Source organism: Saccharothrix sp. ALI-22-I, assembly GCF_001984175.1.
In the GTDB taxonomy this organism is placed as follows: domain Bacteria; phylum Actinomycetota; class Actinomycetes; order Mycobacteriales; family Pseudonocardiaceae; genus Actinosynnema.
On record NZ_MTQP01000067.1, the window covers coordinates 405,410 to 430,104 of the forward strand.

24 protein-coding genes and 2 pseudogenes are annotated in these 24,695 nt (G+C 71.0%); 17 read left to right on the top strand and 9 right to left on the bottom strand.

Annotated features, from left to right (window positions below; all coding sequences use genetic code 11):
• Positions 1 to 87 precede the first annotated feature (87 nt).
• Positions 88 to 1,359, top strand: a complete 1,272-nt coding sequence (locus ALI22I_RS34375; protein WP_077010138.1) for an ROK family transcriptional regulator — start codon at positions 88 to 90, stop codon at positions 1,357 to 1,359.
• A 197-nt stretch (positions 1,360 to 1,556) separates the two neighbouring features.
• Here the strand turns inward: ALI22I_RS34375 and ALI22I_RS34380 are convergent, their stop codons facing one another.
• Positions 1,557 to 2,909: an MFS transporter gene (locus ALI22I_RS34380; protein WP_238598720.1), complete on the bottom strand. Its 1,353-nt coding sequence runs from the start codon at positions 2,907 to 2,909 to the stop codon at positions 1,557 to 1,559.
• A 247-nt stretch (positions 2,910 to 3,156) separates the two neighbouring features.
• Between ALI22I_RS34380 and ALI22I_RS34385 the strand changes: the two genes are divergently transcribed.
• Positions 3,157 to 4,059 carry a LysR family transcriptional regulator gene (locus ALI22I_RS34385; protein WP_077009710.1) on the top strand — a complete coding sequence of 301 codons (903 nt, stop codon included), beginning with the start codon at positions 3,157 to 3,159 and terminating at the stop codon, positions 4,057 to 4,059.
• Positions 4,060 to 4,077: 18 nt separating this feature from the next.
• Here ALI22I_RS34385 and ALI22I_RS34390 read toward each other — a convergent pair whose 3' ends face one another.
• On the bottom strand, positions 4,078 to 4,719 hold the full coding sequence (locus ALI22I_RS34390; RefSeq protein WP_202971137.1) for a ThuA domain-containing protein: 642 nt from the start codon (positions 4,717 to 4,719) through the stop codon (positions 4,078 to 4,080).
• A gap of 36 nt (positions 4,720 to 4,755) precedes the next feature.
• Positions 4,756 to 4,905, bottom strand: a pseudogene (locus tag ALI22I_RS34395) (F420-dependent methylene-tetrahydromethanopterin reductase); the annotation flags it as partial.
• Positions 4,906 to 5,082: 177 nt separating this feature from the next.
• On the opposite strand from ALI22I_RS34395, the pseudogene ALI22I_RS52555 reads away from it, so the two are divergent.
• The 4 genes and pseudogenes from ALI22I_RS52555 to ALI22I_RS34410 all read left to right on the top strand — a co-directional run.
• Positions 5,083 to 5,514, top strand: a pseudogene (locus ALI22I_RS52555) (MSMEG_6728 family protein); the annotation flags it as partial.
• 483 nt (positions 5,515 to 5,997) lie between these two features.
• The gene (locus ALI22I_RS52560; RefSeq protein WP_077010141.1) at positions 5,998 to 6,837 is read left to right on the top strand and encodes an SDR family oxidoreductase; all 840 of its coding nucleotides are present in this window, start codon (positions 5,998 to 6,000) and stop codon (positions 6,835 to 6,837) included.
• 134 nt (positions 6,838 to 6,971) lie between these two features.
• Positions 6,972 to 7,418 (top strand): YciI family protein, encoded by a 447-nt coding sequence (locus ALI22I_RS34405; RefSeq protein ID WP_077009712.1) that lies wholly within the window; start codon positions 6,972 to 6,974, stop codon positions 7,416 to 7,418.
• Positions 7,419 to 7,483: 65 nt separating this feature from the next.
• On the top strand, positions 7,484 to 8,866 hold the full coding sequence (locus ALI22I_RS34410; protein ID WP_083752223.1) for an RNA polymerase sigma factor: 1,383 nt from the start codon (positions 7,484 to 7,486) through the stop codon (positions 8,864 to 8,866).
• Here the strand turns inward: ALI22I_RS34410 and ALI22I_RS34415 are convergent.
• Positions 8,783 to 9,721, bottom strand: a complete 939-nt coding sequence (locus ALI22I_RS34415; protein WP_077009713.1) for a DMT family transporter — start codon at positions 9,719 to 9,721, stop codon at positions 8,783 to 8,785. The two genes, ALI22I_RS34410 and ALI22I_RS34415, sit on opposite strands and share 84 nt — an antisense overlap.
• On the opposite strand from ALI22I_RS34415, the gene ALI22I_RS34420 reads away from it, so the two are divergent.
• Positions 9,720 to 11,162 (top strand): aminotransferase-like domain-containing protein, encoded by a 1,443-nt coding sequence (locus ALI22I_RS34420; protein ID WP_077009714.1) that lies wholly within the window; start codon positions 9,720 to 9,722, stop codon positions 11,160 to 11,162. The two genes, ALI22I_RS34415 and ALI22I_RS34420, sit on opposite strands and share 2 nt — an antisense overlap.
• Before the next feature lie 123 nt (positions 11,163 to 11,285).
• Here ALI22I_RS34420 and ALI22I_RS34425 read toward each other — a convergent pair whose 3' ends face one another.
• Entirely contained in the window at positions 11,286 to 11,741 is a 456-nt protein-coding gene (locus ALI22I_RS34425; protein ID WP_077009715.1) for an SRPBCC family protein, read from the bottom strand.
• An 86-nt stretch (positions 11,742 to 11,827) separates the two neighbouring features.
• Here ALI22I_RS34425 and ALI22I_RS34430 point away from each other — a divergent pair, with 86 nt between their 5' ends.
• Positions 11,828 to 12,196 (top strand): hypothetical protein, encoded by a 369-nt coding sequence (locus ALI22I_RS34430; protein ID WP_077009716.1) that lies wholly within the window; start codon positions 11,828 to 11,830, stop codon positions 12,194 to 12,196.
• Between the two features lie 16 nt (positions 12,197 to 12,212).
• Here the strand turns inward: ALI22I_RS34430 and ALI22I_RS51430 are convergent, their stop codons facing one another.
• Both ALI22I_RS51430 and ALI22I_RS34435 read right to left on the bottom strand, forming a co-directional pair.
• Complete coding sequence (locus ALI22I_RS51430; RefSeq protein WP_179118456.1) at positions 12,213 to 12,368, bottom strand: hypothetical protein; 156 nt, start codon at positions 12,366 to 12,368, stop codon at positions 12,213 to 12,215.
• On the bottom strand, positions 12,361 to 12,558 hold the full coding sequence (locus ALI22I_RS34435; RefSeq protein ID WP_143532591.1) for a PLP-dependent lyase/thiolase: 198 nt from the start codon (positions 12,556 to 12,558) through the stop codon (positions 12,361 to 12,363). Before ALI22I_RS34435 ends, ALI22I_RS51430 begins: the two co-directional genes overlap by 8 nt.
• A gap of 84 nt (positions 12,559 to 12,642) precedes the next feature.
• On the opposite strand from ALI22I_RS34435, the gene ALI22I_RS34440 reads away from it, so the two are divergent.
• From ALI22I_RS34440 to ALI22I_RS34450, 4 genes are all read left to right on the top strand, one after another.
• Positions 12,643 to 13,275, top strand: coding sequence for a class I SAM-dependent DNA methyltransferase (locus tag ALI22I_RS34440; protein ID WP_077009718.1), 633 nt, complete (start codon positions 12,643 to 12,645; stop codon positions 13,273 to 13,275).
• Positions 13,276 to 13,380: 105 nt separating this feature from the next.
• The gene (locus ALI22I_RS51435; RefSeq protein WP_179118457.1) at positions 13,381 to 13,548 is read left to right on the top strand and encodes a hypothetical protein; all 168 of its coding nucleotides are present in this window, start codon (positions 13,381 to 13,383) and stop codon (positions 13,546 to 13,548) included.
• Between the two features lie 24 nt (positions 13,549 to 13,572).
• Positions 13,573 to 14,796 carry an MFS transporter gene (locus ALI22I_RS34445; RefSeq protein ID WP_083752224.1) on the top strand — a complete coding sequence of 408 codons (1,224 nt, stop codon included), beginning with the start codon at positions 13,573 to 13,575 and terminating at the stop codon, positions 14,794 to 14,796.
• 10 nt (positions 14,797 to 14,806) lie between these two features.
• Entirely contained in the window at positions 14,807 to 15,313 is a 507-nt protein-coding gene (locus ALI22I_RS34450; protein ID WP_077009719.1) for a GNAT family N-acetyltransferase, read from the top strand.
• Positions 15,314 to 15,490: 177 nt separating this feature from the next.
• On the opposite strand, the gene ALI22I_RS54865 is transcribed toward ALI22I_RS34450, so the two are convergent.
• Positions 15,491 to 18,157 carry an ATP-binding protein gene (locus ALI22I_RS54865; protein WP_077009720.1) on the bottom strand — a complete coding sequence of 889 codons (2,667 nt, stop codon included), beginning with the start codon at positions 18,155 to 18,157 and terminating at the stop codon, positions 15,491 to 15,493.
• Between the two features lie 431 nt (positions 18,158 to 18,588).
• Here ALI22I_RS54865 and ALI22I_RS34460 point away from each other — a divergent pair, with 431 nt between their 5' ends.
• From ALI22I_RS34460 to ALI22I_RS34480, 5 genes are all read left to right on the top strand, one after another.
• Positions 18,589 to 19,110, top strand: coding sequence for a hypothetical protein (locus ALI22I_RS34460; RefSeq protein ID WP_143532592.1), 522 nt, complete (start codon positions 18,589 to 18,591; stop codon positions 19,108 to 19,110).
• A 74-nt stretch (positions 19,111 to 19,184) separates the two neighbouring features.
• Positions 19,185 to 20,450, top strand: coding sequence for a PepSY-associated TM helix domain-containing protein (locus ALI22I_RS34465; protein ID WP_077009722.1), 1,266 nt, complete (start codon positions 19,185 to 19,187; stop codon positions 20,448 to 20,450).
• A gap of 111 nt (positions 20,451 to 20,561) precedes the next feature.
• Entirely contained in the window at positions 20,562 to 21,698 is a 1,137-nt protein-coding gene (locus ALI22I_RS34470; RefSeq protein ID WP_077009723.1) for an MFS transporter, read from the top strand.
• Between the two features lie 289 nt (positions 21,699 to 21,987).
• On the top strand, positions 21,988 to 22,644 hold the full coding sequence (locus ALI22I_RS34475) for a response regulator transcription factor (protein ID WP_077009724.1): 657 nt from the start codon (positions 21,988 to 21,990) through the stop codon (positions 22,642 to 22,644).
• Positions 22,641 to 23,999, top strand: coding sequence for a sensor histidine kinase (locus tag ALI22I_RS34480; RefSeq protein ID WP_077009725.1), 1,359 nt, complete (start codon positions 22,641 to 22,643; stop codon positions 23,997 to 23,999). Before ALI22I_RS34475 ends, ALI22I_RS34480 begins: the two co-directional genes overlap by 4 nt.
• Before the next feature lie 2 nt (positions 24,000 to 24,001).
• Here ALI22I_RS34480 and ALI22I_RS34485 read toward each other — a convergent pair whose 3' ends face one another.
• Positions 24,002 to 24,523 carry an SgcJ/EcaC family oxidoreductase gene (locus ALI22I_RS34485; protein WP_202971138.1) on the bottom strand — a complete coding sequence of 174 codons (522 nt, stop codon included), beginning with the start codon at positions 24,521 to 24,523 and terminating at the stop codon, positions 24,002 to 24,004.
• Positions 24,524 to 24,695 lie beyond the last annotated feature (172 nt).

The window sequence follows — 24,695 nt, forward strand, 5'->3', positions numbered from 1 at the left end:
AACGAAGTCAACACCTCGGCGTCATCTGCCGGCCAAGTTGCTACGCTTTGTCCGACGAACGAACTAAGACGAACGCGGGTGACCCACGTGAGCGGACCGGCGCGAGCGACGCAACACGCGAGCAGCAAGTCCGCCGTGCTCGACGTGATCCGCGCGGCGGGCACCATCAGCCGGGTCGGCCTGATCAACGCCACCGGCTTCACCGGCGCCACCATCTCGACCGTCGTGCGCAAGCTCATCGACGAGGGTCTGGTCGTGGAGACCGGGCGCGCGGAATCGACCGGTGGCAAGCGGAGAGTGCTGCTCCAGCTCAACCACTCCTCCCGCTACGCCGTGGGCGTGCACCTGGACCACGCGGGCATCACGTACGTGCTGACCAATCTCGGCGGGTCCGTGGTGGCCCGCATTTCCAGGGCCGGCGCGGGCACGGCCGAACCGCAGACCGTGGTCGGGCGGATGGCGGCCGAGGTGAAGGGCCTGATCGACAGCGTCGGCATCGACCACAAGCGCGTTTTGGGGCTCGGCCTGGTCTCCCCCGGACCCCTCAGCACGAGCACCGGCATGGGCCTGACCCCACCGGCCATGCGCAAGTGGGAGGACTTCCCGCTCAACCAGGCGTTGGAACAGGCGACGAGCCTGCCTGTGGTGCTGGACAACGACGCCACGGCGGCGGCGCTGGGCGAGCACTGGTCGGGCGGGATCGGCGGCACGGCCATCTCGGCGGCGTTGTACATGGGCACGGGCATCGGCGCCGGCCTGATCATCAACGGCATCACGTACCGCGGTGGCAGCGGGAACGCCGGGGAGATCGGGCACATCTGCGTGGACGCCAACGGCCCCGAGTGCTGGTGCGGGGCGCGCGGGTGCGTGGAGGTGTTGGCCGGTCCGGCTGCGGTGGTCGCGGCGGCCCGCGCGGACGCGGCGCTGGCCGGGTCGGCGGGCTTGACCGGACGGTCCCGATCCGTGTCGTCGGACTTCGCGGCGGTGAGCCGGGCGGCACGGCGCGGCGAGCCTTCGGCGTTGGCGATCCTGGAGCGTTCGGCGCGGTACATCGCGGTCGCGGCGCGGACGTTGGCGAACATCATGGACCTGGAGGTCCTGGTCTTGACCGGCCCCAGCTTCGCGATCGCAGGCTGGGTGTACCTGCCGGTGGTCCGCGACGAACTGGACCGCACGTTCTTCTCCCGTGCGGCGCACAACGTCGACGTACGCCTGTCCCGCTCCGCCGCCACCGCGTCCGCGATCGGCGGCGCGGCCCTCGTCCTGCAATCCGAACTCGTACCACTGCACGAGGGCCTCAGGCTCCCCGACAACCTCGCCGACTCCGAACCGGCCGCTCTTCCGGCCTCCGGTGCGTGAGCGTGGGACTCACTGTGTCCTGAGCGTTGAACTCGCGGGACCTGAACGTCCGACTCGCGGGACCTGAACGTTCGACTCGCGGTGCACCCGCGCGGAGTTCGGCGGAATTGTCGGACCCCGCCTGCAGAATGAAGACAGGGGTCCCCGGGCGGGGACCCCTGCGAAACGCTCGTCGGTTGCTTGAGTTCCGCCTGCCACTAGGCGTGGTGGCTGGGCGCGCGGCGGGAACGTAGCCGGTGGCCCAGGGCCACGGCCAGGCCGAAGGCCACGAGGAGAGCGGCGACGGCGAAGGTGCGGTGGGTTCCGCGAGCCACTTCGGCTGACGCGGCCGCGGTGATGTCACTCGTGCCGGCGGCGAAGGCGAAGACCGCGCCCATGACCGATGCGCCGGTCATGAGGCCCAGGTTCCGGGAGAGGTTCAGCATGCCCGACACGAGGCCGCGCTGCTGTGCGGGGACGTCCTTCATGACTGCGGTGTTGTTGGCGGCCTGGAACAGCGCGTAGCTCGCCGTGACGACAACCAGGGGCAGGACGTATCCGATGACGCCGGCCGCCGTGGGCATCAAGGCGAGCACCACAGCTCCGCCGATGATGCCGACCAGCCCGACGACCACCATCGCCCCGGCTCCGAAGCGGTCGGTGGCGCGGCCTGCCGGGACGCCGATGAGGGCGGACACCGCGGGGCCTGCCGACATCACCAGGCCGACGAGGGCCGGGTCGAGGTCGAGGGCCAGAGCCAGGTGGAAGGGGCCCACGACGAGAGTGGCCATCATGACGGTCGAGACCAGGGCACTCGTCGTCAGGCCGGCAGCCAGGACGGGGTCGCGGAACATCGAGAGGGTGACCAGCGGGGACGAGACCCGGCGCTCGGTGATGACGAACAGGACGAAGCCTGCCGCCGAGGCGATGAGCAATCCGATGGCAAGCGGGCCGAACGAGTTGCCCTCGATCGTCATGGCCAGCGCGTAGGCGCCCAGGGTGATCGCCAGCAACGCCATGCCCACGGTGTCGAACCGCCTGCGCGCGGAAGTCGCCGGTGCGGAGTCGGGCAGCACCCGGAATGTGAGCACGAGCGCGAGAAGGCCGAGCGGCACGGCGGCGAGGAAGATCGCACGCCAGCCGAAGACCGCGATCAGGGCTCCGCCGAGGGAGGGTCCCAGCGCCGTACCGACTGCCGACATCGTGCCGAGCAGTCCCATGACCCTGCCGGTGCGGTCCGCCGGCACCGTCTCGCCGACGAAAGCCATGGTCAGCGCCATCATGCACGCGGCACCGACACCTTGCAGCGCCCGGCCGGCGATCAGGAGGGGGAGGTTGGGGGCGAGACCGCACAGCAACGTCGCGAGGGTGAACACGGCGATGCCGCCCAGCAGAAGGCGACGCCGGCCGGCCAGGTCGCCGAGTCGGCCCACCCCGATGATCAGCGTCGTGATCGCCAGGAGGTAGGCGATCACCACCCACTGAACCTCGTTGAAGGCGGCGTCGAAGGCCACCGCCATGGCGGGTAGGCCGATGTTGGCGATGCTGATGCTCAGCGAAGGCAGCAGCACGGATAGCGACAGTGCGGTGAGCGCCCAAGCCAGTGGTGGACGGCGCGCAGGCGGTGCCTGGTCGGGCTCGGTGCCCGGAGGAGTTGCTGGTCTCATGAGGATGGCCACTTCTTGGAGTCGACGCCGGTCGTGACGAACGGTCGTCAACGAACGTAGGTCTCGTTCGGATCTGGCGGAACGCGCAAAGATCGCAACCCACTTGTGCACGAAACGCCATGTCCCGGCGGATCCGTGACATCGTGGGCGGATGGCCCGCCCCGATCTGAACTTGCTGGTCACGCTGGACGTCCTGCTCCAAGAGGGCAGCGTGACGCGGGCCGGGGAACGGCTTGCGCTCAGTCCGTCCGCGATGAGTCGCGCGCTCGCGCGGTTGCGTCGCGCCACGGGTGACCCGCTGCTGGTGCGGGCCGGCCGGGGCTTGGTGCCCACGCCCCACGCCTTGGCGTTGCGCGACCGGGTGCGCGGCCTGGTCCAGGAGGCCGAAGAGGTGTTGCGGCCGGCCGAAGAACTGGACCTGGCGACGCTGGCGAGGACGTTCGCGTTGCGCAGCAGCGACGGGTTCGTGGAGCGGTTCGGCCCCGCGTTGGTGGCCGAGGTCGGCAAAGAGGCGCCTGGCGTGCGACTGCGGTTCCTGCAGAAGACCAGGAAGGACACCGCTCGCTTGCGAGATGGCGTTGTCGACCTGGAGACGGGCGTCATCGAGCACGCCCTGGCGCCGGACGTGGTGAGCCGGCCCCTGTTCACCGACCGGTTCATCGGGGTAGTGCGGAACGAACACCCGCTGAGCGCGGGGAAGGTGACGACAGCCCGGTACGCCTCCGCGCGGCACGTGCACGTCTCACGGCGAGGTCTGACGGAGGGGCTGGTGGATGAGGCCCTTCACCCGACGGGCCGTCACCGGGAGGTGGTGACGGTCGTCGACGGCTTCAGCGCCGCGTTGGCGCTGGCGAACGCTTCGGACCTCGTTGCCACGGTTCCGGAGCGTCACACCGCGAACCTGCGGCAGGGGATGTGCTCGTTCGAGTTGCCCTTCCGCGCACCGGAGGTGACGGTGTCGCTGCTGTGGCACGTCCGGCTCGACGCGGACCCGGCGCACCGGTGGCTGCGCGACCGCGTGCTCGATGCGTGCCGCTTCGACGAACCGCGTTGACGGCTCGGCACGTGGAGATCAGCGGGTGGTGGAGCGGGCGGCCCAGAGGAGGCCGCGTTCTACGAAGGTGCGGACGGGTGGGAGGGCCAGGTCGGCTGGGTGGTGGCCGATCGTGCAGGCGAAGACGCGGCCGGTGCCCCATCGGCGGGTCCAGACCGCCGGGACGGTCAGCTGTGCTTGCCAGGGTGGGGTGGCGGCGAAGGTTGTGGTCGCGTGGACGTCGTTGAGGTCGTCCGTCAGGACCCAGTACTGCTCGGTGCGCAGTGAGAAGCCGGAAAGGCCGTCCACTACGGGGTGGGTGGAGGTGATCTCCACCCGGTGGTCCACGAAATCACCTGGGTGGGCGACGAACTGGCCGCCGACCAACTGCATGTAGCCGCGGGAGTGGCGGAACGAGTCGACCAGGCCGCCGTGCCACCCGGCCAACCCCGTCCCGGACCGCACCGCCGATTCCAGGCACGCGAACTGGTCGTCGGTCAGCACGCCGTCGCTCCAGCACTGCAGGATCAGGTCGTACGCGCCCACGCCGGCGTCGTAGACGTCCAGCGAGTCCGACACGTCGACCGAGAACCCCGCGCCGCGCAGGAACGGCAGGAACGCGTCGGTGGCCTCCACCGGCGAGTGCCCGGCCCAGCCACCACGAACCACGAGTGCCTTCACAGATCAGCACCCTAGGCGACCGGGCCGGGCCGGCGCTCAGGTCCGAACGCCCACGCCCAGGTGATCGCGCAACGTCGGCCCGGTGTAGTCCGCCCGGAACACCCCGCGCTCCTGCAACAACGGCACCACCCGGTCGGCGAACGCGTCCAGCCCGGCGGGCGTCACGTGCGGGACGAGGATCGTCCCCGCCAGCCCGAGCCGCGACGTCACCGCTGCCAACATCGCCAGCACCGAGCCCGCGAAGTGCCGCGCCGACCAGTTCTAACAGACCGCCGGCCTCTTGCCGGGTGGGCGACGGGCACCATGGATGCTTGGTGGCGCGCAACACGTGCTTGGTGAAGCCACTTGGGGTAGCCGAGGTTGGTGCAAACGTTCCTACCGTGTCCTACATTTGGCCGTAGCGCCGCTGCCCTCGACACGCAGCGGCTCGGTAAGCAGCGCGTCGAGACGCTGCAAATCCTGCGCGCCCTGGTGTGGCCCGAGTACGGCTGGAAGCGGCACCCGGCGGTCCTCATGTGGCGCGGCTTCACGCCCGCTCTTGTCGCCTACGGCGTGGCCATGTGCGACGAGTGGCGAAGCCGTGGCCATCGGGACGGGATGCGTGCCGTGCTGCTCGAATACACGGGTGGCCGGCATCCGACGTGGTCGTGGTGCCTCGCCGAAGGCCTGCTGCCGCCGTGGCTGGGCGACGACGCCCTGCACCGCAGCCACCAGTCCGCTCTCCTGCGCAAGGACTCCGCGTTCTACCGCCCGCTGTTCCCGGACGTCCCGGACGACCTGGACTACGTCTGGCCGCCGCCGGTGTTCCCGATGGACGTCCCCGACACCCGCGGCCTGATCGCGTGCCGGCTCGACCGCCCGCCCCTGCCCGACGAGCACTACCCGCTGCTGCTGGGACCGCTCGACCACCGCTCCGGCCCGTCGTCCGCCCGCGTGCCCAGCGAGGCCGACCTGGACGCCATGCTCACCGAGGCGATCGACCCGAGAAAGGTCCGGTTCTTCCGCCGCGGTCAGCCCTTACCCGCTCCGACCAGCCGTTTCACCCTCGAACTCGACTTCTCGGAAAAACTTCGGCGGACGTGCCGATCCGGCAGGAGTCCCGTTCGTCGGGTCGGTAAGACCACCGAAGAGGGACCCGCCGAACCACGCCGAACCACGCCGAACCACGCCGAACCACGCCGAACCACGCCGGATCTGAAGCACTTTCGACGGCGCACTTCCACCCGGAGGTGCGCCGTTGGCGTGTTCAGGGGGTACGGACGTGGGCACCCTCCGGGCATGGTGGAGCCCAAGGTGAAGTACCCAGGTCTGACCGACGACGTCCGACCCACTCCAGACCACGGCGAGGCGACTTACCGCGGCACAGGACGGCTCGTCGACAAGAAAGCCGTCATCACCGGCGGCGATTCCGGTATCGGCCGCGCGGTAGCCCTCGCGTTCGCCCGTGAGGGCGCGGACGTGCTCATCTCCTACCTCGAAGCGGAGGAGAAGGACGCCCGCGACACCGCGCGCCTGATCGAGGACGCGGGCCGCACCGCCGTCGTCGTCCCCGGTGACCTGGTGGAAGAGTCCCAGTGCACCGCGGTCGTGGCACGGGCCGTGGAGGCGTTCGGCGGGATCGACATCCTGGTCAGCAACGCCGCCTACCAGATGGCCGCGCCGAACGGCCTGCTCGACATCACCGACGAGCAGTTCGACCGCGTGCTGAAGACGAACGTCTACGCGATGTTCTGGCTGTGCCGGGCGGCCGTGCCGCACATGGCGCCCGGCTCCTCGATCATCACCACGTCGTCCATCCAGGCGTTCCAGCCGTCACCGCAGCTGCTCGACTACGCCACCACCAAGGCCGCGATCGTGAACTTCACCAAGGGCCTGGCGCAGAACCTGGCCGACCGGCGCATCCGGGTGAACTCGGTCGCGCCCGGCCCGGTGTGGACGCCGCTCATCCCGGCCACCATGCCGGCGGACTCGGTCGAGGGCTTCGGCGAGCAGGCGCCGCTGGGGCGTGCCGCCCAGCCCGCCGAGCTGGCGCCGCTCTACGTCTTCCTGGCCTCGTCCGACTCCAGCTACATCACCGGCGAGGTCATCGGCGTGACCGGAGGCTCACCGATCACGTGAAACCGCTGGTCAGCGCCCCGCGAAAAAATCTTGGAAAAATCTCGGCCCGCGTGTCGATCCCAGCCGCTCCCCGTTCGTCGCGTCAGCAGAGGCCAGGATGGACCGGCCGGACGAATCGACAGGGAGAAAGCACAATGCGTTTCATGGTGATCGTGAAGGCCGACGAGGACACCGAGGCCGGGGTCCAGCCGAGCGAGGAGATGCTCAACGCGATGGCCGCCTTCAACGAGGAGCTGGTCAAGGCGGGCGTGATGCTGGCCGGCGAGGGCCTGCACCCCAGCTCCAAGGGCGCGCGGGTCTACTTCTCCGGTGACAAGCGGACCGTGGTCGACGGCCCGTTCGCCGAGACCAAGGAGCTGATCGCGGGTTTCTGGCTGCTGGAGGTCAAGTCGCTGGAAGAGGCGATCGAATGGGTCAAGCGGGCGCCGAACCCGACCGGCGAGGAGTCCCAGATCGAGATCCGGCAGGTCTTCACCGAGGACGACTTCGTCAACGCCTCGGAGGAGCTGAAGGCGCGCGAGCGCGAGCTGCGCGCGGAGTTCGACGCCCGCGCCAAGGCGGAGCTGAACCAGAACGGCTGAACCGGCGGGGCCGCTCGTCCCCTCGTCTTGCCGACGTGCATCGGTAGCTGATCTGATCCCAGGTCGTGGTGGCTACCGATGCGCGTCGTGCGGTCGAAGCGGTGTGGCGGATCGAGTCCGCCCGCCTGATCGCCGGGCTGGCGCGAATGGTGCGGGACGTCGGCCTGGCCGAGGAACTGGCCCAGGACGCGATGGTCAGCGCCCTGGAGCAGTGGCCGGAGCACGGCATCCCGCGCAACCCCGGCGCGTGGCTGATGACGGCCGCGAAGAACCGGGCCGTCGACATCATCCGGCGCAAGCAGAACTACCAGCGCAAGCTGGAGCAGATCGGCCGGGACACCGAGTACGACCACGCACCGGACGCCGAGTCCAAGGTCGGGGAGATCGACGACGACCTGCTGCGGCTGGTGTTCACCGCGTGCCACCCGGTGCTGTCCACCGAGGCGCAGGTGGCGTTGACCCTGCGGATGCTGGGCGGCCTGACCACCGACGAGATCGCCCGCGCGTTCCTGGTGCCGGAGTCGACCGTGGCGCAGCGGATCGTGCGGGCGAAGAAGACGCTGGCCAAGGCCGGTGTCCCGTTCGAGGTCCCGGCGGAGGACGAGCGGGACGCCCGGCTGGCGTCCGTGCTCGGCGTGATCTACCTGATCTTCAACGAGGGCTACTCGGCCACCGCGGGCGACGACTGGATGCGCCCGGCGCTGTGCGAGGACGCGCTGCGGCTGGCCCGCGTGCTGGCCGGCCTGATGCCGCGCGAACCCGAGGTGCACGGGCTGGTGGCGTTGCTGGAGATCCAGGCGTCCCGGGCCAAGGCCCGAACCGGCCCGGACGGCGAACCCGTGCTGCTGCTGGAGCAGAACCGGGCCCGCTGGGACCAGATGCTGATCCGCCGCGGCCTGGCCGCGTTGGCGAAGGCGGAGTCGTTGCGCGGCGCGGGTGGCCCGTACGCGCTGCAGGCGGCCATCGCCACGTGCCACGCGCGGGCACGCGTGCCGGAGGACACCGACTGGACCCGGATCGCCGGCCTCTACGAGGCGTTGTCGCTGGTCGCGCCGTCACCGATCATCGACCTGAACCACGCGGTGGCGATCGGGATGGCGTTCGGCCCGGCGGTCGGGCTGGAACTGGTGGACGAACTGGTGGACGAGCCCGCGTTGAAGGACTACCACCTGCTGCCGAGCGTGCGCGGTGACCTGCTGGCCAAGCTCGGCAGGCACGCCGAGGCCAAGGTCGAATTCGAGCGCGCGGCCGCGCTCACCCGCAACGCGCGGGAACGCAAGCTCCTCCTAGACCGCGCTGCGTTGAATTGCGCCGCCTCCGGCGTCGCGGGCGAGGTCGCCTGGAAGTCGACCTCGCGTGGTGGTTCAGGTGGGCTCGCCGGGCGTGTGGCGGGTGAGGCGGATGCGTACGGCGGTGGCGGCGCAGAGGATGACGGCGACACCGCCTAGGACGGTCGGCCAGGTCAGTGCCTCGTGCAGCAGTAGCGCCGCCCACGTGATGGTCAGGACGGGCTGAACCAACTGCACCTGGCTGACCTGTGCCATCGGGCCGATGGCCAGACCTCGGTACCAGGCGAAGAAGCCCAGGAACATGCTCACCACCGCGAGGTAGGCGAACGCCGCCCACTGGACCGGTGTCCCCGACGGGGTCCGCTCGATCGTCGAGACGACCACCAGTGCGATCATCAGCGGCGCGGCCAGCACGAGCGCCCAGGACACCGTCTGCCAGGAGCCGAGTTCGCGGGAGAGCAGCCCGCCCTCGGCATAGCCGATCGCGGCGGCGGCGACCGCACCGAACAACAGCAGGTCCGACCAGTGCAGCCGGCCGAACCCGCCGCCCTGCAAAGACGCGAACACGAGGGCGGCGAGCGCACCGATCCCCGCCGTGATCCAGAACGACGGCGGTGGACGTTCCTTGCCCCGGATGACGGCCATGACGGCGGTTGCGGCCGGAAGCAGCGCGATCACCACGGCACCGTGACCGGCCGAGGCGGTGGTGAGCGCATACGAGGTCAGCAGCGGGAAGCCGATCACGACACCGCCGGCGACGACGGCCAGCCGTGCCCATTGGCGGCCCGTGGGCAGCCGCTGCCCGGTCAGGACGAGCGCGGCGGCCGCGAGTAGCGCCGCGATGACGGCGCGCCCCGAGCCGATGAACAGCGGGGAGAAGCTGCCGACGGCGACGCGGGTGAAGGGGACGGTGAACGAGAACGCCGCCACGCCCAGCAGTCCCCACCAGAGGCCGGCGCGCGATGGCGATAACGTTGCCGTCGTATCCAGAGTAGCGCTACTGTTCCCTGACATGACCGACGATAGCACTGCGCGTATCGTGGCAGGTCTGCGCGCATGGATCGCGCAGGCACCGCCGGGCGCGCAGGTGCCGTCCAATCGGGCCCTGGTGGCCGAGTACGGAGCGAGCCCGGTCACGGTCCAGAAGGCGATGCGCGCGCTCGGCGCGCAAGGGCTCATCGAGAGCCGCCCCGGAGTGGGCACGTTCGTCCGCGCCGTGCGGACCGCCCGCCCGCTCGACTACGGCTGGCAGACCGGCGCCCTGCGCTCCCCCCAAGCCCGCATCCCGGCACTGTCCACGCCGATGCGCAGCGCCTCGCCCGACGCGATCGGCCTGCACGCCGGCTACCCGGACCGCGCACTCCTCCCCGAACGGCTGGTGCGCGCCGCGCTCGCACGCGCCGCCCGCAGCGACGCGACACTGGCCCGATCCGACGCCGCCGGACTGCCGGAGCTGCGAGCCTGGTTCGCCAACGAGCTCGCCGAGGCCACCCCCGTCGGCGTCACCCCGCCGGCAGCGCGGGACGTCGTGGTCCTGCCCGGCAGCCAGAGCGGCCTGAGCTCGATCTTCCGCGCCCTGGTGGGCTTCGGGCACCCGTTGCTCATGGAATCGCCGAGCTACTGGGGCGCCATCCTCGCCGCCGCGCAAGCCGGCGTGCACGTCGTCCCCGTGCCCTCTGGACCGAGCGGCCCGGACCCGGACGAACTCGCGCGTGCGTTCGAGGAGACCGGTGCACGCGTGTTCTACGCGCAGCCGAACTACGCCAACCCCACCGGCGCCCAGTGGTCACCCCAGCGGGCGGAGCAGGTCCTCGACGTCATCCGCGCGCACGCTGCCTTCCTCGTGGAGGACGACTGGGCCCACGACTTCGGGATCGACACCACCGCACGGCCCCTCGCGGCGCACGACGACGCGGGCCACGTCGTCTACCTGCGCTCGCTCACCAAGAGCGTGTCCCCGTCCGTCCGCGTCGCCGCCGTCATCGCCCGCGGCCCCGCCCGCGACCGCATCCTCGCCGATCGCGGGGCCGAGTCGATGTACGTCAGCGGCCTGCTGCAAGCCGCGGCGCTCGACGTCGTCACCCAGCCCGGGTGGCGCACCCACCTGCGCGACCTGCGCCACCAGTTGCGAGCCCGACGCGACCTGCTCGTCGACAACCTGGCCGAGCACGTCCCGCAAGCCCACCTCGACCACGTGCCCCACGGCGGCCTGCACCTGTGGGCACGACTACCCGACGCCACCGACCTGGACCGACTCGCCCGCGACTGCGAAGCCGAGGGAGTGCTGATCGCCCCCGGCACCGAGTGGTTCCCCGCCGAACCTTCCGGCCCCTTCATCCGGCTCAACTACTCCGGCCCGAACCCCGACCGGTTCCCCGACGGCGCCCGCATCATCGGACGTGCGCTCGCCCGTTCCGCGGATCAACGAGCCGACGCACGACCGACGAACCGCTAGTGTCCGCGCGGAGCCGAGCCGTGAGGCCGAGCCGTGAGCTCGAACCGGATCAACTCGTTGAACAGTGGTTTCACCGGCAGCCGCGGCCGCGTCCTGCTCACCATCCCCGACTGACGCACGGGCTCATCCGGCCTCGGCGACGGCCTTGACGTGCTCGTTGCGGGCGCTGATCAGCCGGGGCATGTACCGGTTGAGCACGGCGAACTCGGCCACGACCCCGAGCGGACCCAGCGGGGCGGCGAAGTCCACCACGTCCCGCATCAGCGTGCCGCCGTGCCCGTCCGGCTCGAAGTGGTGGGCGTGGTGCCAGCGCCTGAACGGTCCGCGCACCTGTTCGTCGACGAAGTGCCGCGGTGGGTCGAACGCGCTGATCCGGGAGGTCATCCGCCAGCGCAGGCCGAAGTGCGTGGCCTGCCAGGTGACGGTGTCGCCGGGCCGGAGACGGCCGGAGGTCACGCCGCCGACGGCCCGCTCGGCGGCGTCGGCCATGGAGGCGGTGTGCACCTCGACGTCCAGTGAGACGTCGAAGACCCGCTGCGGGGGCGCGGCGATGGCGGTGACGACCTCGAAGCGCGTCATCGGACGACCCTACGGCCGAAATCGGCTCGGCAGTCGGACATCGCCCGCGTACCGTCCGCGGCGGACGTTGGTCGAGGAGGCATCCGGTGCGCAGGACTCCGCAGGAGAAGAAGCGGTTGAGCTACGCCAAGGACCGCCGCAACGTGTACGGGGAGAACGACAAGAGCTCCCGCAAGAACATCCCTCGCGGCAGGCAGCGCGCCCACCGGGCCAATCGGCGCGGCGCCGACCAGGCCCTGCGCGCGGCGCTCGGGCCGGCGGACGAGGCGGTCGCCGACCGAGCCGAGCAGGTCGTCCGGACCCGGCGGCCGGCGGTGTTCCGGAAGGCCCCCGACGCGCCGTTGGGTGAGGTCGTGGCAGGCCGGTTGCGGCGGCGTGTGCGGTTGGGCATGGACCAGGCAGAGCGATCGGAGGCCCGCGTGGAGCGAGTGCACCGCCATTGGCCCACGCCGTGACCGCCGGACGGCGTGGCTACGCCCCTGTCAGCCTGGCCAGCGCGGCCGTCGGCTCGGCCAGGTCCCAGCCCTTGGCCTCGACCCAGCGGTTGTCGTAGTAGGTGTCGGCGTACGGCACGCCCGAGTCGCCCAGCAGCATCACCACCGCTCCCGCCTCACCGCGCTCACGCACCCCCGCACCCGTACTTGAGGCTGCCGGTGGGTCGGAGCGACTCGTCCTTGACGAACAGCCCGACGGAATCGTCCCCCGGCAGTGGGAAGCGCCGCAGGGGTGTCGGCTGCTCCTCCGCACGGGTCGTGACCAGGGCTTCTATCGCGGCACGCGCCCAGCTAGACGGCACCCCGGACCCCCATTCCGTCACGGATGCGATGCTAGACAACCTGCGCATGATCACTTGCTCACGAATTGCGAGCGAGGGCAGTCTCGGAAGGGTAGGAATTCGACCATGAACGAACCCGCCCACCTGGCCGCGACCAGAACGTCCTACGACACCGTCGCTGAAACCTTCGCCCAGCGCGAGGACTTCGGACTGGGCCACCGGCCGTTGGAACGCAGCCTGCTCATCGCCTTCGCCGAGCTGGTCGCGCCCGGAAAGCCGGTCGCCGACATCGGGTGCGGCCCGGGCAAGGTCACCCAGTACCTGCACGAACTCGGCCTGGACGCGTTCGGCGTCGACCTGTCGCCGCGGATGATCGAGATCGCCCGCCAGGCCTTCCCCCACCTGCGGTTCGACGTCGGGTCGATGACCGCGCTGGACATCCCCGACGGCGAACTGGGCGGCATCGTCGCCTGGTGGTCGATCTTCCACACGCCACCCGCCGAACTGCCGGGCGTGTTCGCCGAGTTCCACCGGACCCTCGCACCGGGCGGCCAACTCCTGGTCGGCTTCCACGTCGGCGACGACCACCTGCGCCCGCTCCAGTCCTACGGCCTCCCCGTGACCTACGACGCCTACCTGCTCCCACCCGACCGCGTGGTCGAGTGGCTGGCCGACGCCGGACTCGTCGTCACCGCCCGGATGCTGTGGGACGGGAAGCAACCCCAAGCGTGCCTGCTGGCGAACAAAGACGGTGCTTAATTGCCGCTGCTCCGCAGACGGCGGGCTCGGTCGCCTGGCTGTGATCGACTCGACGCTCCGCGTCGGGGCAGACCGCTCGCGCCTCATTTCCGACGATCGAAAAGCGTGATCGCCGGAAATGAGTCACGAACGATCGACGCGACTTCGCGTGGTGGACGCCCGGCCGATCAGCTCGACCACGTCGTGGCGTTCCGCCGTGCGGACCCCAACCTCACCGAGCGGGAAGCCGCCCTGCTGATCGAGGCCGGCTACCTGGTGCGCGCCAACGTTTGAGAAGGTGGTCATGGGGGTGGCCGCATGAGCGATCGCACGATCAAACTGCTGAACCAGCGGGATTTCGTCCGCTTCTGGACCGCCGACACGGTGTCGTTGGCCGGCACGCACGTCACCACGTTGGCGCTGAAGACGGTAGCGGTGCTGACGCTCGGCGCGTCGGCCACCGCGGCGGGCATGCTGGAAGCGGCACGTTGGCTGCCGTACATGCTGTTCGGTCTGGTCGCGGGCGTCGTGGTGGACCGCCGCCGCAAGCTGCCGATACTCGTCGGCACCGACTTCGCCCGAGCCGCCGTGCTGGCCCTCATCCCGCTGATGGCCTTCACCGGCACGCTCACCATGCCGCTGCTGACCGTCCTGGTGGTGGTCTTCGGGACGTTGTCCCTGTTCTACGACGCGGCACACCAGTCGTTCCTGCCCCTGCTCGTGCCCACGGCGCAGCTCACCGACGCCAACGCCCGGCTGGAGCAGACCCGGTCGGCCGCGCAGGGCTTCGGGCCGCTCGTCGGCGGCGCGCTCGTCAAGGCGATCGGCGGACCGCTCGCGTTCCTCGTCGACGCCTTCTCGTACCTGGTCTCCGGCTTGGTGCTGGCTACCCTGCGCACCGCGGAACCGCCGGTCGAGGCCCCGAAGCGCGACTTGCGCGCCGAGGTGCGGGAAGGGCTCCGGTGGGTCTACCACCACGAGGTGCTCAAGCCGCTCGCCATCGCCTCGCACGCCTGGTTCCTGTTCACGTCGATGGTCACCATCGTCTACACCATGCTCGTGCTGGACGAACTGGGCTTCGACGCGTTCCAGTTCGGCGTGACGTTCGCCGTCGGCGGGTTCGGCGGGTTGCTCGGCGCGTCGCTGTCCGGCCCGGCGGGGCGACGGTTCGGCGTGGGCCCGGTGATCGTGACCGCCCGCTGGCTGACCCCGGTGGCCTACGCGCTGGTCCCGTTGGCCACGTCGAGCGCGACCGGGTTCGCCCTGCTGTGCGCGGCGCAGTTCCTGTTCTTCCTGTCGATCGGCCTGGACGGCGCGGTGGAGATGGGCTACCGGCAGACCATCACGCCCGCCCGGCTCCAGGGCCGGATGAACGCCACCACGCGGTCGGTCAACCGGAGCATGATCGTGATCGGCGCGCTGGTGGGCGGCACGCTGGCCGACTGGCTGGGCAACCGGCCCGCGCTGTGGATCGCGGTGGTCGGCCTGATCGGTCAGGCGGTCGGGATCGCGTTCTCCGCCGTCCGCCACGCCCGCCTATAGCCTCGGCACGGTGGAGCTGCGCACCGCCAAAGCCGCTGACCTCGACCGGATCGCCGCACTGGACGACTCGTTCACCACCGACACCGTGTTCGAAGTCGTGGTGGAGCCCGAGGGATTCGCTCTCCGCCCCACCCCGGTCGACCCGCCGCTGCACAAGGTCTTCCCACCGGACGACGACCCGGACGGCACGGTGTTCGTCGCCGCCGACGGTCCACGCGTGCACGGGTTCGTCGTGGTGGACTTGGAGGACTGGCACCGGCGGCTGGTGATCCAGCAGGTCACCGTCGCACCGAGCCACCGGGGGCGCGGTATCGGCCGGGCGCTGGTGGACCACGCCTGCGCGCACGGCCGCGCGCACGGCGCGCTGACCGCATGGCTGGAGACGTCGACCGTGAACGTCCCCGCCGTGCGCGCCTACCAGCGGATGGGGTTCGCCTTGTGCGGCCTGGACACCACGTTCTACCGGGGCACACCGACCGAAGGCGAGACCGCCCTGTTCTTCGCCCGCGCCCTCTAGCAGTACGTGGCCGCCGGCAGGTTCCCCGCCAGGTACGCCACCTGGGCCCGCGAGCGCTACCCGAAGCCCTGACGCAGCACCTCGGCCACGAGATCACGCCACCCAGGCGACCAACCTCGCGAGGTCGCGACTTCCCCGGCGACCGAGCCGCCGTCTGCGGAGCAGCGGCAATTAGACTCAGCCCGACGCGCCCAGGTGTCGGACGGCCTCACGCGCGATGTCCGTGCGCGACCGGACCCCGAGTTTCGCCAGCACGTGTGACACGTGGGTGGCCACGGTGCGGCCGGACAGGAACAGGCGTTCCCCGATCTGGCGGTTCGACAGGCCGGTCACCACCAACTCGGTGACCTTCAGCTCCATCGGCGTCAGGCTCTCCCACCCGTGCGTGGCCCGCCGGTGCTTGGCGTGCGGGCCGCGGCGGATGCCGTGCACGCGCAACCGGGCCAGCAACTTGGTCGAGTCCCACTCCGCGCCCAACTCCGCGTGCGCGTCCACCGCGTGGCTCAACGCCGCCCGCGCCGACGACCGGTCGCCCGACGACGCGAACAGCTCCGCCGCCGCGGACAACGCCTTGGCCCGGAACAGCGGACGCCCCGCCACCCGGTACTCCTCGGCCGCGTGCAGCAGCCCCACTGGATCGGCCGACACCAGCGCCCGGCAGTAGGCCGCGGACGCCCGCCGGTGCGGCACGTCCAGCTCCGCTGCCAACGCCTCGGCGTGGGCAACCGCGGCGGACGCGTCCTCACCCAGCTCCACGGCCAGCCGCACGAAGTCCGGCAGCAGGTCCTCCACCGAGTCCCACCCGGTCAGCACCGACCACGCCTCGCGCACCCGCCCGCCCTGCTCCAGCTCCAGGCTCACGGCCAGCGCCAACGGCCCGATCACGTGCCCTTCCAGCCCGGTCCCGGCCACATCGAGGTGCCGTCGCGCACCTTCCGCGTCGCCCCGGTGCAGGTGGATCAACGCCGCCACGCCGTGGTCGCACCGCGACACCATCGGGTGCTTCAGGTCGTCGGCCAGCAGGTCCACATCGACCAACGCCTCGTCCCACCGACCGGCGTCCAGCAGCAACTGCCCCAACGCGCTCTGCGCCTGCGCCAGCCGCACCAGGTTGCCGACCTGGTCGGCGGCGTGCCGGACCACCTGCGCGGACGCGATGGCCTCCGCGCCCCGGTCCAGCTCGCCCAGCGTCACGGCCTGGTTGATCTGGAGCAGCAGCCGCAGATCGGACGTGGCCGGCTCACCCATCGCCACCGCCAACGCCCGGTCGAACAGCGGCAACGCCTCCGCCATCCGGCCGCGCGCCATGGCCACGATCGTGCGCACGTGCAGGGCCCAGCTCGTGGCCCACCGGTCGCCGTCCACCAGCGCCGCCTGGGCGAGCCGTTCGGCGGCGTCCAGCTCACCGATGTCCCAGTGCGCGCGGGCGGCCACCACGAGCAGCCGCGCCCGGCCCGAGGACGTCAGGCCCGGCGCGGCGAGCGCGCGCTCCACCTCCACCAACGTCTCCGCCGAACGCCCGGTCATGCTGCGGCACTGAGCCAACGTCCAGTGCAGGTCCACGAGCGTCCCGTGCTCCAGACCGGCCAGCGCGACGGCCTCGGCGCCGTGGTGGTCGCCCAGCCGGAACCGCGCCTCGGCCAGGTGCGCCAACAGCACACCGCGCCGCGACCCGGCGTTCGGCGCGGCCACGACCCGGCCGAACAGGTCCACGGCGGCCTCGGGAGCGTGCGCGATGAGCATCGAGCCGTGCGCGACGAGCCAGTCCGCCACCCAGTCGGGCATCCGGTCGTCGGCGGCGAGCAGCTGGCGGGTCACCCGGTCCACGCCCGCGTCCGTGTCGACCAGCGCGCGGGCCGCCTCGACGTGCCACGCACCCCGCGCGGCCTCGGGCACCTCGTCGTACAGAGCCGTGCGCACCAACGGGTGCCGGAACGACAGGCCGGCCGTGCCGTCCACCAGCACGCCCGCCACCGTCGCCTCCTGCAACGCGGGCAGCAGCTCCACCACCCGCGTCCCGAGCACGGCGGCCAGGTCCGCCACCGGGAAGTCCACGCCGAGCAGCGCGGCGGCGACGAGCACCCGCCGCACGTCCGCGCCGAGGAACCCGATCCGGTCCGCGATCGCGGCGGACAACGACGGCGGCACGCCGGAGTCGATCAGCCGGGCGGCGCCGGTGGCGTCCACCTCGATCGCGCCGCCGCGTAACAGTGCCTCGACCAGTTCGACCAGGTAGAGGGGGTTGCCGCCGGCGTCCTCGGCCAGCCGCGCCAACGCCTCGTCCGGGGTGCCGCCGGCCAGCTGACCGGCCAGCTCGACCACGTCGGCCGGCGCGAGGCGCGGCAGCGGCAACCGGGTCACGCCCTTGCGCAACGCGGCCAGGTCGTCCCGGCGCGGCAACGGCCGCAGCACGCCGATCAGCAGCAGCGGCAGTTGCGGCACGAGCCCGGCCAGCCGCCGCCACACCGCGACGCTCGCCTCGTCCGCCCATTGCAGGTCGTCCAGCAGCAGCACCATGGGGCCGATCGCGCACAGGTCGTCCACGCGGGCCAGCAGGCGTTCGGCGGTGACCGCGGAGCTCTCCGACCGGGCCACGGCGAGCGCGTCTAGCAGCGGTAACAGCGGGAGGGGACGGCCCAGCTCGTCGCCCGCGCCCCGGCACACCCGGAAGCCGCGGGCCGCCGCCGCGTCGCACGCCGCGCGGACCAGCGCGGTCTTGCCGATGCCCGGCTCACCCTCCACGAGCAGCGCGGTGCCCCGCCCCTGGGACAGGTCGTCCACCAGCGCCAGGAGGCGGCCAAGCTCTCGCTCGCGGCCCGCGAGACGCAGTGTGACGGCGCGCACACATCCAGAATACGGCGCTAACGCCAGGTTAACAAGATGTTACATTATTTCCCAATTAACCTGATCTTCGCACAGCTTAGCCCTTTGTTCACGCCGATTCCGCTCCGCGTCCCTCCGACTGCTGCAACGGTAATCGCCGGAATTCTCCGACCCCGACGACTGGAGAACGCATGCGAATCGGACGAGTGCTCATCGCCGCCCTGCTGGTCACCGTCTTCACCACCGCCGCAACCCTGTCCACCAGCCCGTTCGGCGGAATGCCCTACAACTGACCAGCGATATTCCAACCCGTTTGGCGATATTCCAACCCAAGTGGTGTGAATAGCGACGAATAGGGGTCGTCCGGACAACGGAGTCCGACGCTCCCGTCCGTCCGACGAACATTCGTCCTTCTTCCGCAACAGTCCCGACCGGCACTAGGCTGCACAACCGTGGCCCCAGCCCCGACCCGAGGCGCCGCACGCGTGGTGCGCTGCGGTGCGGTCGGGCTGTCCACCGGCCTGCTGGCCGTGCTCGCGCACGCGGGCAGCGGCGGTCACCTCCCCTCCCTCCCGCACGTGCTGGGGTTCGCGCTGGCCATCGCGTGGACGTGCGCGCCGCTGACCGACCGGCAACTCGGGTTCGCCGACCTCTTCGGCCTGGTCGGCGTGGTACAGGTGGCCGCACACGTGTTCCTCACGCTGCTGTCCCGTGAGCCGGGCGAGATGCTGCCCGCGCCTTCGGCACTGCTGGCCCACCTGGCGGCCACGGCGATCGTCGTCGCGGCCCTGGCGGGCTTCGAACAGGCCGTGTTCCGGCTGGCCGCCGTCCTGGCGTCGGTGCTGCCACGCCGGATCGGCCCGCCGCCCGCGTTCGCGCCGCTGCGCATCCCGATCGCCGCGCACCCCCAGCACCCGCTGTCCGAGGTGCTGCGCCGCCGCACGCTGCCCCGCCGCGGCCCGCCCCACTCCTAGGTATCCGCACCTCCCCACCACCGGTCCCGCTCGCGGGGACCGGTGGCATCTGCCCATACCTAGGAGTTCTCGCCATGACAGAGTCCTGGCGCGGCCTCGTGCTGCGCTTCCACTTCTACGCGGGCGTGCTCGTCGGCCCGTTCGTGCTGATCGCCGCCCTGACCGGCGTGCTCTACGCCGCGACTCCGCAACTGGAGTCGTGGGTCTACTCCGACCAGCTCCGCGTGCCGGTGTCCACGTCGTCGGTGCCGCTGGCCGACCAGGTCGAGGCCGCCGTGGCGACCCGACCCGGTGACGAGCTGGTGGCCGTCCGCCCGGCGCCCGAGCCCGGCGCGACGACCCGCGTGCTGTTCGCCAGTGACGGCGACGCGCGGCCGACGGTGTTCGTGAACCCGGCCGACGGCACCGTGGTCGGCGACCTGATGACCTACGGCACCAGCGGCGTGCTGCCGCTGCGCACCACGATCGACCAGATCCACCGCAACCTGCTGCTCGGCGAACCCGGCCGGCTCTACAGCGAGCTGGCCGCGTCCTGGCTGTGGGTGGTCGCGCTGGGCGGCGTGTTCCTGTGGTTCAGCCGCCGTCGCACCCAGCGGACCAAGCCCGCGACCAAGCGGCACGCCGTGCTCGGCCTGTGGGTGCTGGTCGGCGCGCTGTTCCTGTCCGCGACCGGGTTGACCTGGTCCGCCTACGCCGGCGAGAACGTCTCCGACCTGCGCAAAGCGCTCGACTGGACCACGCCGTCACTCGGCGCGGGCGACGGCCACGCCGGGCACGGCAGCGGCACGACCGCGCCCGCGTCACCGGACGACGTGGATGCCGTGCTGGCGACCGCTCGGTCGGCGGGCATCGACGGGGACAAGGTCGAGATCAGCCTCCCCGCGTCCGCCGACGCGCCGTGGACGGTGACCGAGGTCGGACGCGGGTGGCCGTCGCAGGTGGACGCGGTGGCGGTCATGGGCGGTGACGTGGTGGACCAGGTGCGGTTCGCCGACTACCCGTTGGCCGCGAAGCTCACCCGGTGGGGCATCGACGCGCACATGGGCATCCTGTTCGGCTGGCCGAACCAGCTGCTCCTGCTGGCCATCGGGCTCGGCCTGGTGACGCTGGTGGTCCTGGGCTACCGGGTGTGGTGGCTGCGCCGGCCGACCCGCGGCTTCGGCCGTCCGGTGCCGCGCGGCCAGTGGCGGAAGGTGCCCCGCGGGCAGTTGATCGCCGTGCTGGTGGTGGCCGTGGGCGTGGGCTGGTTCGTACCGCTGTTCGGCCTGAGCCTGCTGGCGTTCCTGCTGGTCGACGCCGCGCTGAGCACGCGCCGCAAACAGGTCCCCGAGCCGGTCTGACGGCACCGGTTTAACCGTGTGACGGCCGAGCCGGAGGCGGGTTAGCCTGGGCCTATGCGCTTTGGTTGACACCCTCTACCGCCCCCGGCTCGGCCGCTGGCCCGTCTCGCGGTGGGCTGGTCCGTGCTGTCCGACACCGTGCCGATCTACCAGTTGTACGCGCTGCTGTTCGTGGCCACGGGGTTGTCGGACGCCGAGGTCTCGGCGCTGTTCGCGATCTGGTCGACGGTCGCGATCGTGGCCGAGGTGCCGTTCGGGGCGTTCGCGGACCGGTTCTCGCGGAAGTGGTCGGTCGTCGGGTCGGGTGTGTGCCAGGCGGCCGGGTACGCGGTGTGGACCGCCTTACCCGGCTTCACCGGTTTCGCGGTGGGGTTCGTGCTGTGGGGCGTGGGCGGCGCGATGTCGTCGGGCGCGCTGGAAGCCCTGCTGCACGACGGCCTGGTGGCGGCGGGCGCCCCGGAGCACTTCGGCCGGGTCCTCGGCCGCGTCACGGCCAGTGGCCTGCTGGCGCAGATCCCGGCCGCCCTCCTGGCCACGGTGCTGTTCGCGACCGGCGGTTTCGCGCTCGTCGGCTGGGTGAGCGTGGCGGCCTGCCTGACCGCGGCCCTGGTGGCGACCCGGCTGCCGGAGACGCCGCGGCCGGAACCGGAGAGCTACCTGGCCACGTTGCGGTCCGGTTGGTCGGAGACCGTGCGGGTGCGTGACGTCCGGCTGGCGGTGCTGGTGGTGGCGATGTTGGCCGCCATCGACGCGTTCGAGGAGTACTTCCCGCTGATCGCGGCGGACTGGCGGGTGCCGACGGTGTGGGTGCCGCTGGCGACGTTGGCCATCCCGTTGGCCGGTGCGGCCGGTGCCGCGTTGGGTGGCACCCGGCTGCCGTTGGGTGTGCTGCTGGGCGGTTCGGCGGTGTTGTTGGGTGCGGCGGGTCTGGTCGGTCACCCGGCGGGGTTGGCGGTGGTCGCGGTGTTCTACGGCGTGTACCGGCTGGTGCTGGTGACCGCCGAGGCCCGGTTGCAGGAGCGGATCACCGGTGACGCGCGGGCGACGGTGACGTCGGTGGCGGGGCTGGGCGGCGAGGTGTTCGCCATGGGCGTGTACGTGGCGTGGGTGACGGGTGGTGTGAGCGCGGTGTCGATCGCTGTTCTCATGGTGGCGTTCTTGCTGCCGCGCGCACTCGGACGAGCCGGGAAACACGGTCGTTCACCTGCCCGACCGGAACCGGACGATGCGGTCGTTTCCCGACCGTGATCTTCATTGACGACACTGGTCCAGACCACATAACTCTTTGCCCTGCAAGGGAAACTGGACCCGAGAGTCGAACACTCAGGCCCCCTGGGTTCAACGCTCGCGCCGGCCCACCTCCGTCCTGAGCGTTGAATTCGGGGTACCTGAACGTTCGGCTCTCGCGCGTGTCCAACGTTCAGAACGCGCGTGTCCAACGTTCGGAACGGGTGAGTTGAACGTTCAGAACGGGTGAGTTGAACGCTCGTGCGGTGTGGGCGTTGGTGTCGCAAGGGGACAGTGCGAGGATTCGTGCATGCGGGTGCTGCTGGTGGAGGACGACGAGCCGATCGCCGAGTCCCTCACGCGAGGTCTGAGCAGGTACGGGTTCGACGTCGAGTGGGTGAAGACCGGGGCCGAGGCGCTGGCGGCGGAGCCGACCGACATGGTCCTGGTCGATCTCGGCCTGCCCGACATGGACGGCCTGGACGTGTGCCGTGAACTGCGGGCCCGCGGCGACGTGCCGATCATCGTGATCAGCGCGCGGGCGGACGAGACCGACCGCGTGGTCGGGCTGGAGATCGGCGCGGACGACTACGTGTCCAAGCCGTTCGGGGTCCGCGAGGTGATCGCCCGGATGCGCGCGGTGATGCGGCGGGTCCGGCCCGCGGTCGCCCAGCCGGACGCGACGAGGTCGAGCAGGCTGACGATCGACCGACGCGCCCGCCGGGTGCACGTCGACGGCATCGAGATCACCTTGACGCCGAAGGAGTACGACCTGCTGGCGTTCCTCGCCGAGGCACCGGGCGCGGTGTTCACCCGCGAGCAGATCATGGAAGCGGTCTGGGACGCCAACTGGTTCGGCCCGACCAAGACCCTCGACGTGCACGTCGGCGCGCTGCGGCGCAAGCTCGGTGACGCGGCCGCCGTGGAGACCGTGCGCGGGGTCGGGTTCCGGCTGGTGCTGACGTGACCCGCCAGCTCGCCGCGAGTTACGTGCTCCTGGTGTTGGTGGCCATCGCCGCGTTCACGGTCCCGGTCGCGTTCACGCTCACCGACCAGCTGTACACCGACGAGGAGAACTCCGCGCGCCGGGAGGCGAAGGTGGCCGCGCTGCTCCTGGCCTCCGACCACGCGCCGTCCCGGCAGGCGCTGGCCCGGCTGGTGGACGCCTACCAGGACCAGACCCTCGGCCGGTTGGACGTCCTGACGGCCGAACGCACCGCCGTGGACCCGATGCCGCTCCCGGTCGCTGTCGACGATCCGGCGTTCACCGACGCGCTGAACGGCCAGGAGTACTTGGAGTGGCGTCACGCCGACGCGTTGCAAGCCGAAGGTCTCGTGCTGGCGGTGCCCGCCAAGGCGCCGGACGGCACGGTCGTCGGCGCGATCCGGATCAGCTACCCGTCCGCGCCGGTGATCAACCGGTTGTGGCAAATCTGGGGTTTCCGGGCCGCCTTGGCCGTCACGGTGCTGATCGTGGCGGCAGTGGTCGGCGTCCTGCTGGCCCGCCGGCTCACCCGCCCGCTCCGCGAGCTCAACAGCATGGCGGGCCGGCTGCGTGACGGCGACCTCACCGCGCGCGTCGCCGAGACCGGGCCGCCGGAGACCCGGACGCTCGCCGGCACGCTCAACACCGCGACCGAGACCATCGGCACCCTGGTCGGGTCGCAGCGCGCGTTCATCGGTGACGCCTCCCACCAGCTCCGCACCCCGCTGACGGCGCTGCGCCTGTCCCTGGACAACATCGCGGACGGCGTGGAGGACCCGTTCGTGCGCGAGGACGTCGACCACGCCACCGCCGAGGTCGTGCGGATGAGCAGGCTGGTCAACGGCCTGCTCGCACTCGCGAGGGCCGAGTCCACGGTGGCCACCCCGGAGCCGATGCGCATCGTCGACGTCGTGGCGGACCGGTTCGACACCTGGCGTGCCGCCGCCGACGAACACGGCATCCGGCTCCGGCACGACGCCGCCGACCCGGACCTGCGCGCCCTGGCCGGCCACGGGCACCTGGAGCAGGTGCTGGACAACGTGCTGTCGAACGCGCTGGGCGTGTCCCCGGACAACGCCACGATCACCGTGGTCAGCAGGCGGAAAGCCGACAAGGCGGTGATCGACGTGATCGACCAGGGGCCGGGTTTGCCCGCTGCCGACCGGCAGCGGGCCTTCGACCGGTTCTGGCGTGGTCCGGGGCTGACGGGCCGCTCCGGCTCAGGTCTCGGGCTCTCCATCGTCAAACAGCTGGTGACCGACGACGGCGGCACGGTGAGCCTGCACGAGCCCGAGACGGGCGGGTTGTGCGTCCGCATCGTGCTGCGAGCTGCCTAGAGTCAGATCTTCTCGGGCATGGCGGACGAGTGGTGGTTGACGATCAGCCACTTGCCGTTGACCTTCTCGTACACGTAGGCGTAGCGGGCGTCGACCTTGCTGCCGTCCTTGCCGAGGGTGAACCGGTAGGTACCGGTGTCGATCGCGGAGTTCGACCCGAGCACCTTGACGTGGCGCTCCAGGATCTCGCCCTGCGGCTTGTTCTCCAGGAAGTGCTCGAAGTAGTCGACGATCTCGGCCCGGTCGGAGCGGACGTTGTTGGACAGCGTGGGCAGCAGCACGGCGTCGGGGGCGTAGAGGTCGGCGACCTTCTGCGGGTCCAGCGTGGCCAGCGCCTTGTTCCAGTTGTCGAACAGCGTCTCGATCTCCTTGTTGTTCGGCTGAACGACGCTGACAGCGTTAGGGGCGGAGTTGGCGGCCGGCGTTGACGGCTGGGCGCCGGCACCACCGCACGCGGTCAGCGTGAGAGCCAACGCCCCGGCGGCGGCGACCGCTCCCAAACGAACACGACCAATGTTACGCATTGTCATCTCCTGCGGTTGTTGAACTTGTGTGACACCACTTTCGCGTGACACGCAGAAGCAGCAGCGCAGGAGAACGACAACGCTAAGTAAGGATTCCTCCAAGAAATCACCGGACCGGCCAACCGAAGGTAAACGACCAGGTGAACGGCGTGGCCGAGGCGGCCACGCCGTT

Coding starts and splice junctions, on each gene's coding strand:
- ALI22I_RS34385 (WP_077009710.1), top strand. CDS start 3,157: ATGGCCCGCCCCGATCTGAACTTGCTGGTCACGCTGGACGTCCTGCTC.
- ALI22I_RS52560 (WP_077010141.1), top strand. CDS start 5,998: ATGGTGGAGCCCAAGGTGAAGTACCCAGGTCTGACCGACGACGTCCGA.
- ALI22I_RS34405 (WP_077009712.1), top strand. CDS start 6,972: ATGCGTTTCATGGTGATCGTGAAGGCCGACGAGGACACCGAGGCCGGG.
- ALI22I_RS34420 (WP_077009714.1), top strand. CDS start 9,720: ATGACCGACGATAGCACTGCGCGTATCGTGGCAGGTCTGCGCGCATGG.
- ALI22I_RS34415 (WP_077009713.1), bottom strand. CDS start 9,721: ATGTCAGGGAACAGTAGCGCTACTCTGGATACGACGGCAACGTTATCG.
- ALI22I_RS34425 (WP_077009715.1), bottom strand. CDS start 11,741: ATGACGCGCTTCGAGGTCGTCACCGCCATCGCCGCGCCCCCGCAGCGG.
- ALI22I_RS34440 (WP_077009718.1), top strand. CDS start 12,643: ATGAACGAACCCGCCCACCTGGCCGCGACCAGAACGTCCTACGACACC.
- ALI22I_RS34445 (WP_083752224.1), top strand. CDS start 13,573: ATGAGCGATCGCACGATCAAACTGCTGAACCAGCGGGATTTCGTCCGC.
- ALI22I_RS34465 (WP_077009722.1), top strand. CDS start 19,185: ATGACAGAGTCCTGGCGCGGCCTCGTGCTGCGCTTCCACTTCTACGCG.
- ALI22I_RS34475 (WP_077009724.1), top strand. CDS start 21,988: ATGCGGGTGCTGCTGGTGGAGGACGACGAGCCGATCGCCGAGTCCCTC.
- ALI22I_RS34485 (WP_202971138.1), bottom strand. CDS start 24,523: ATGCGTAACATTGGTCGTGTTCGTTTGGGAGCGGTCGCCGCCGCCGGG.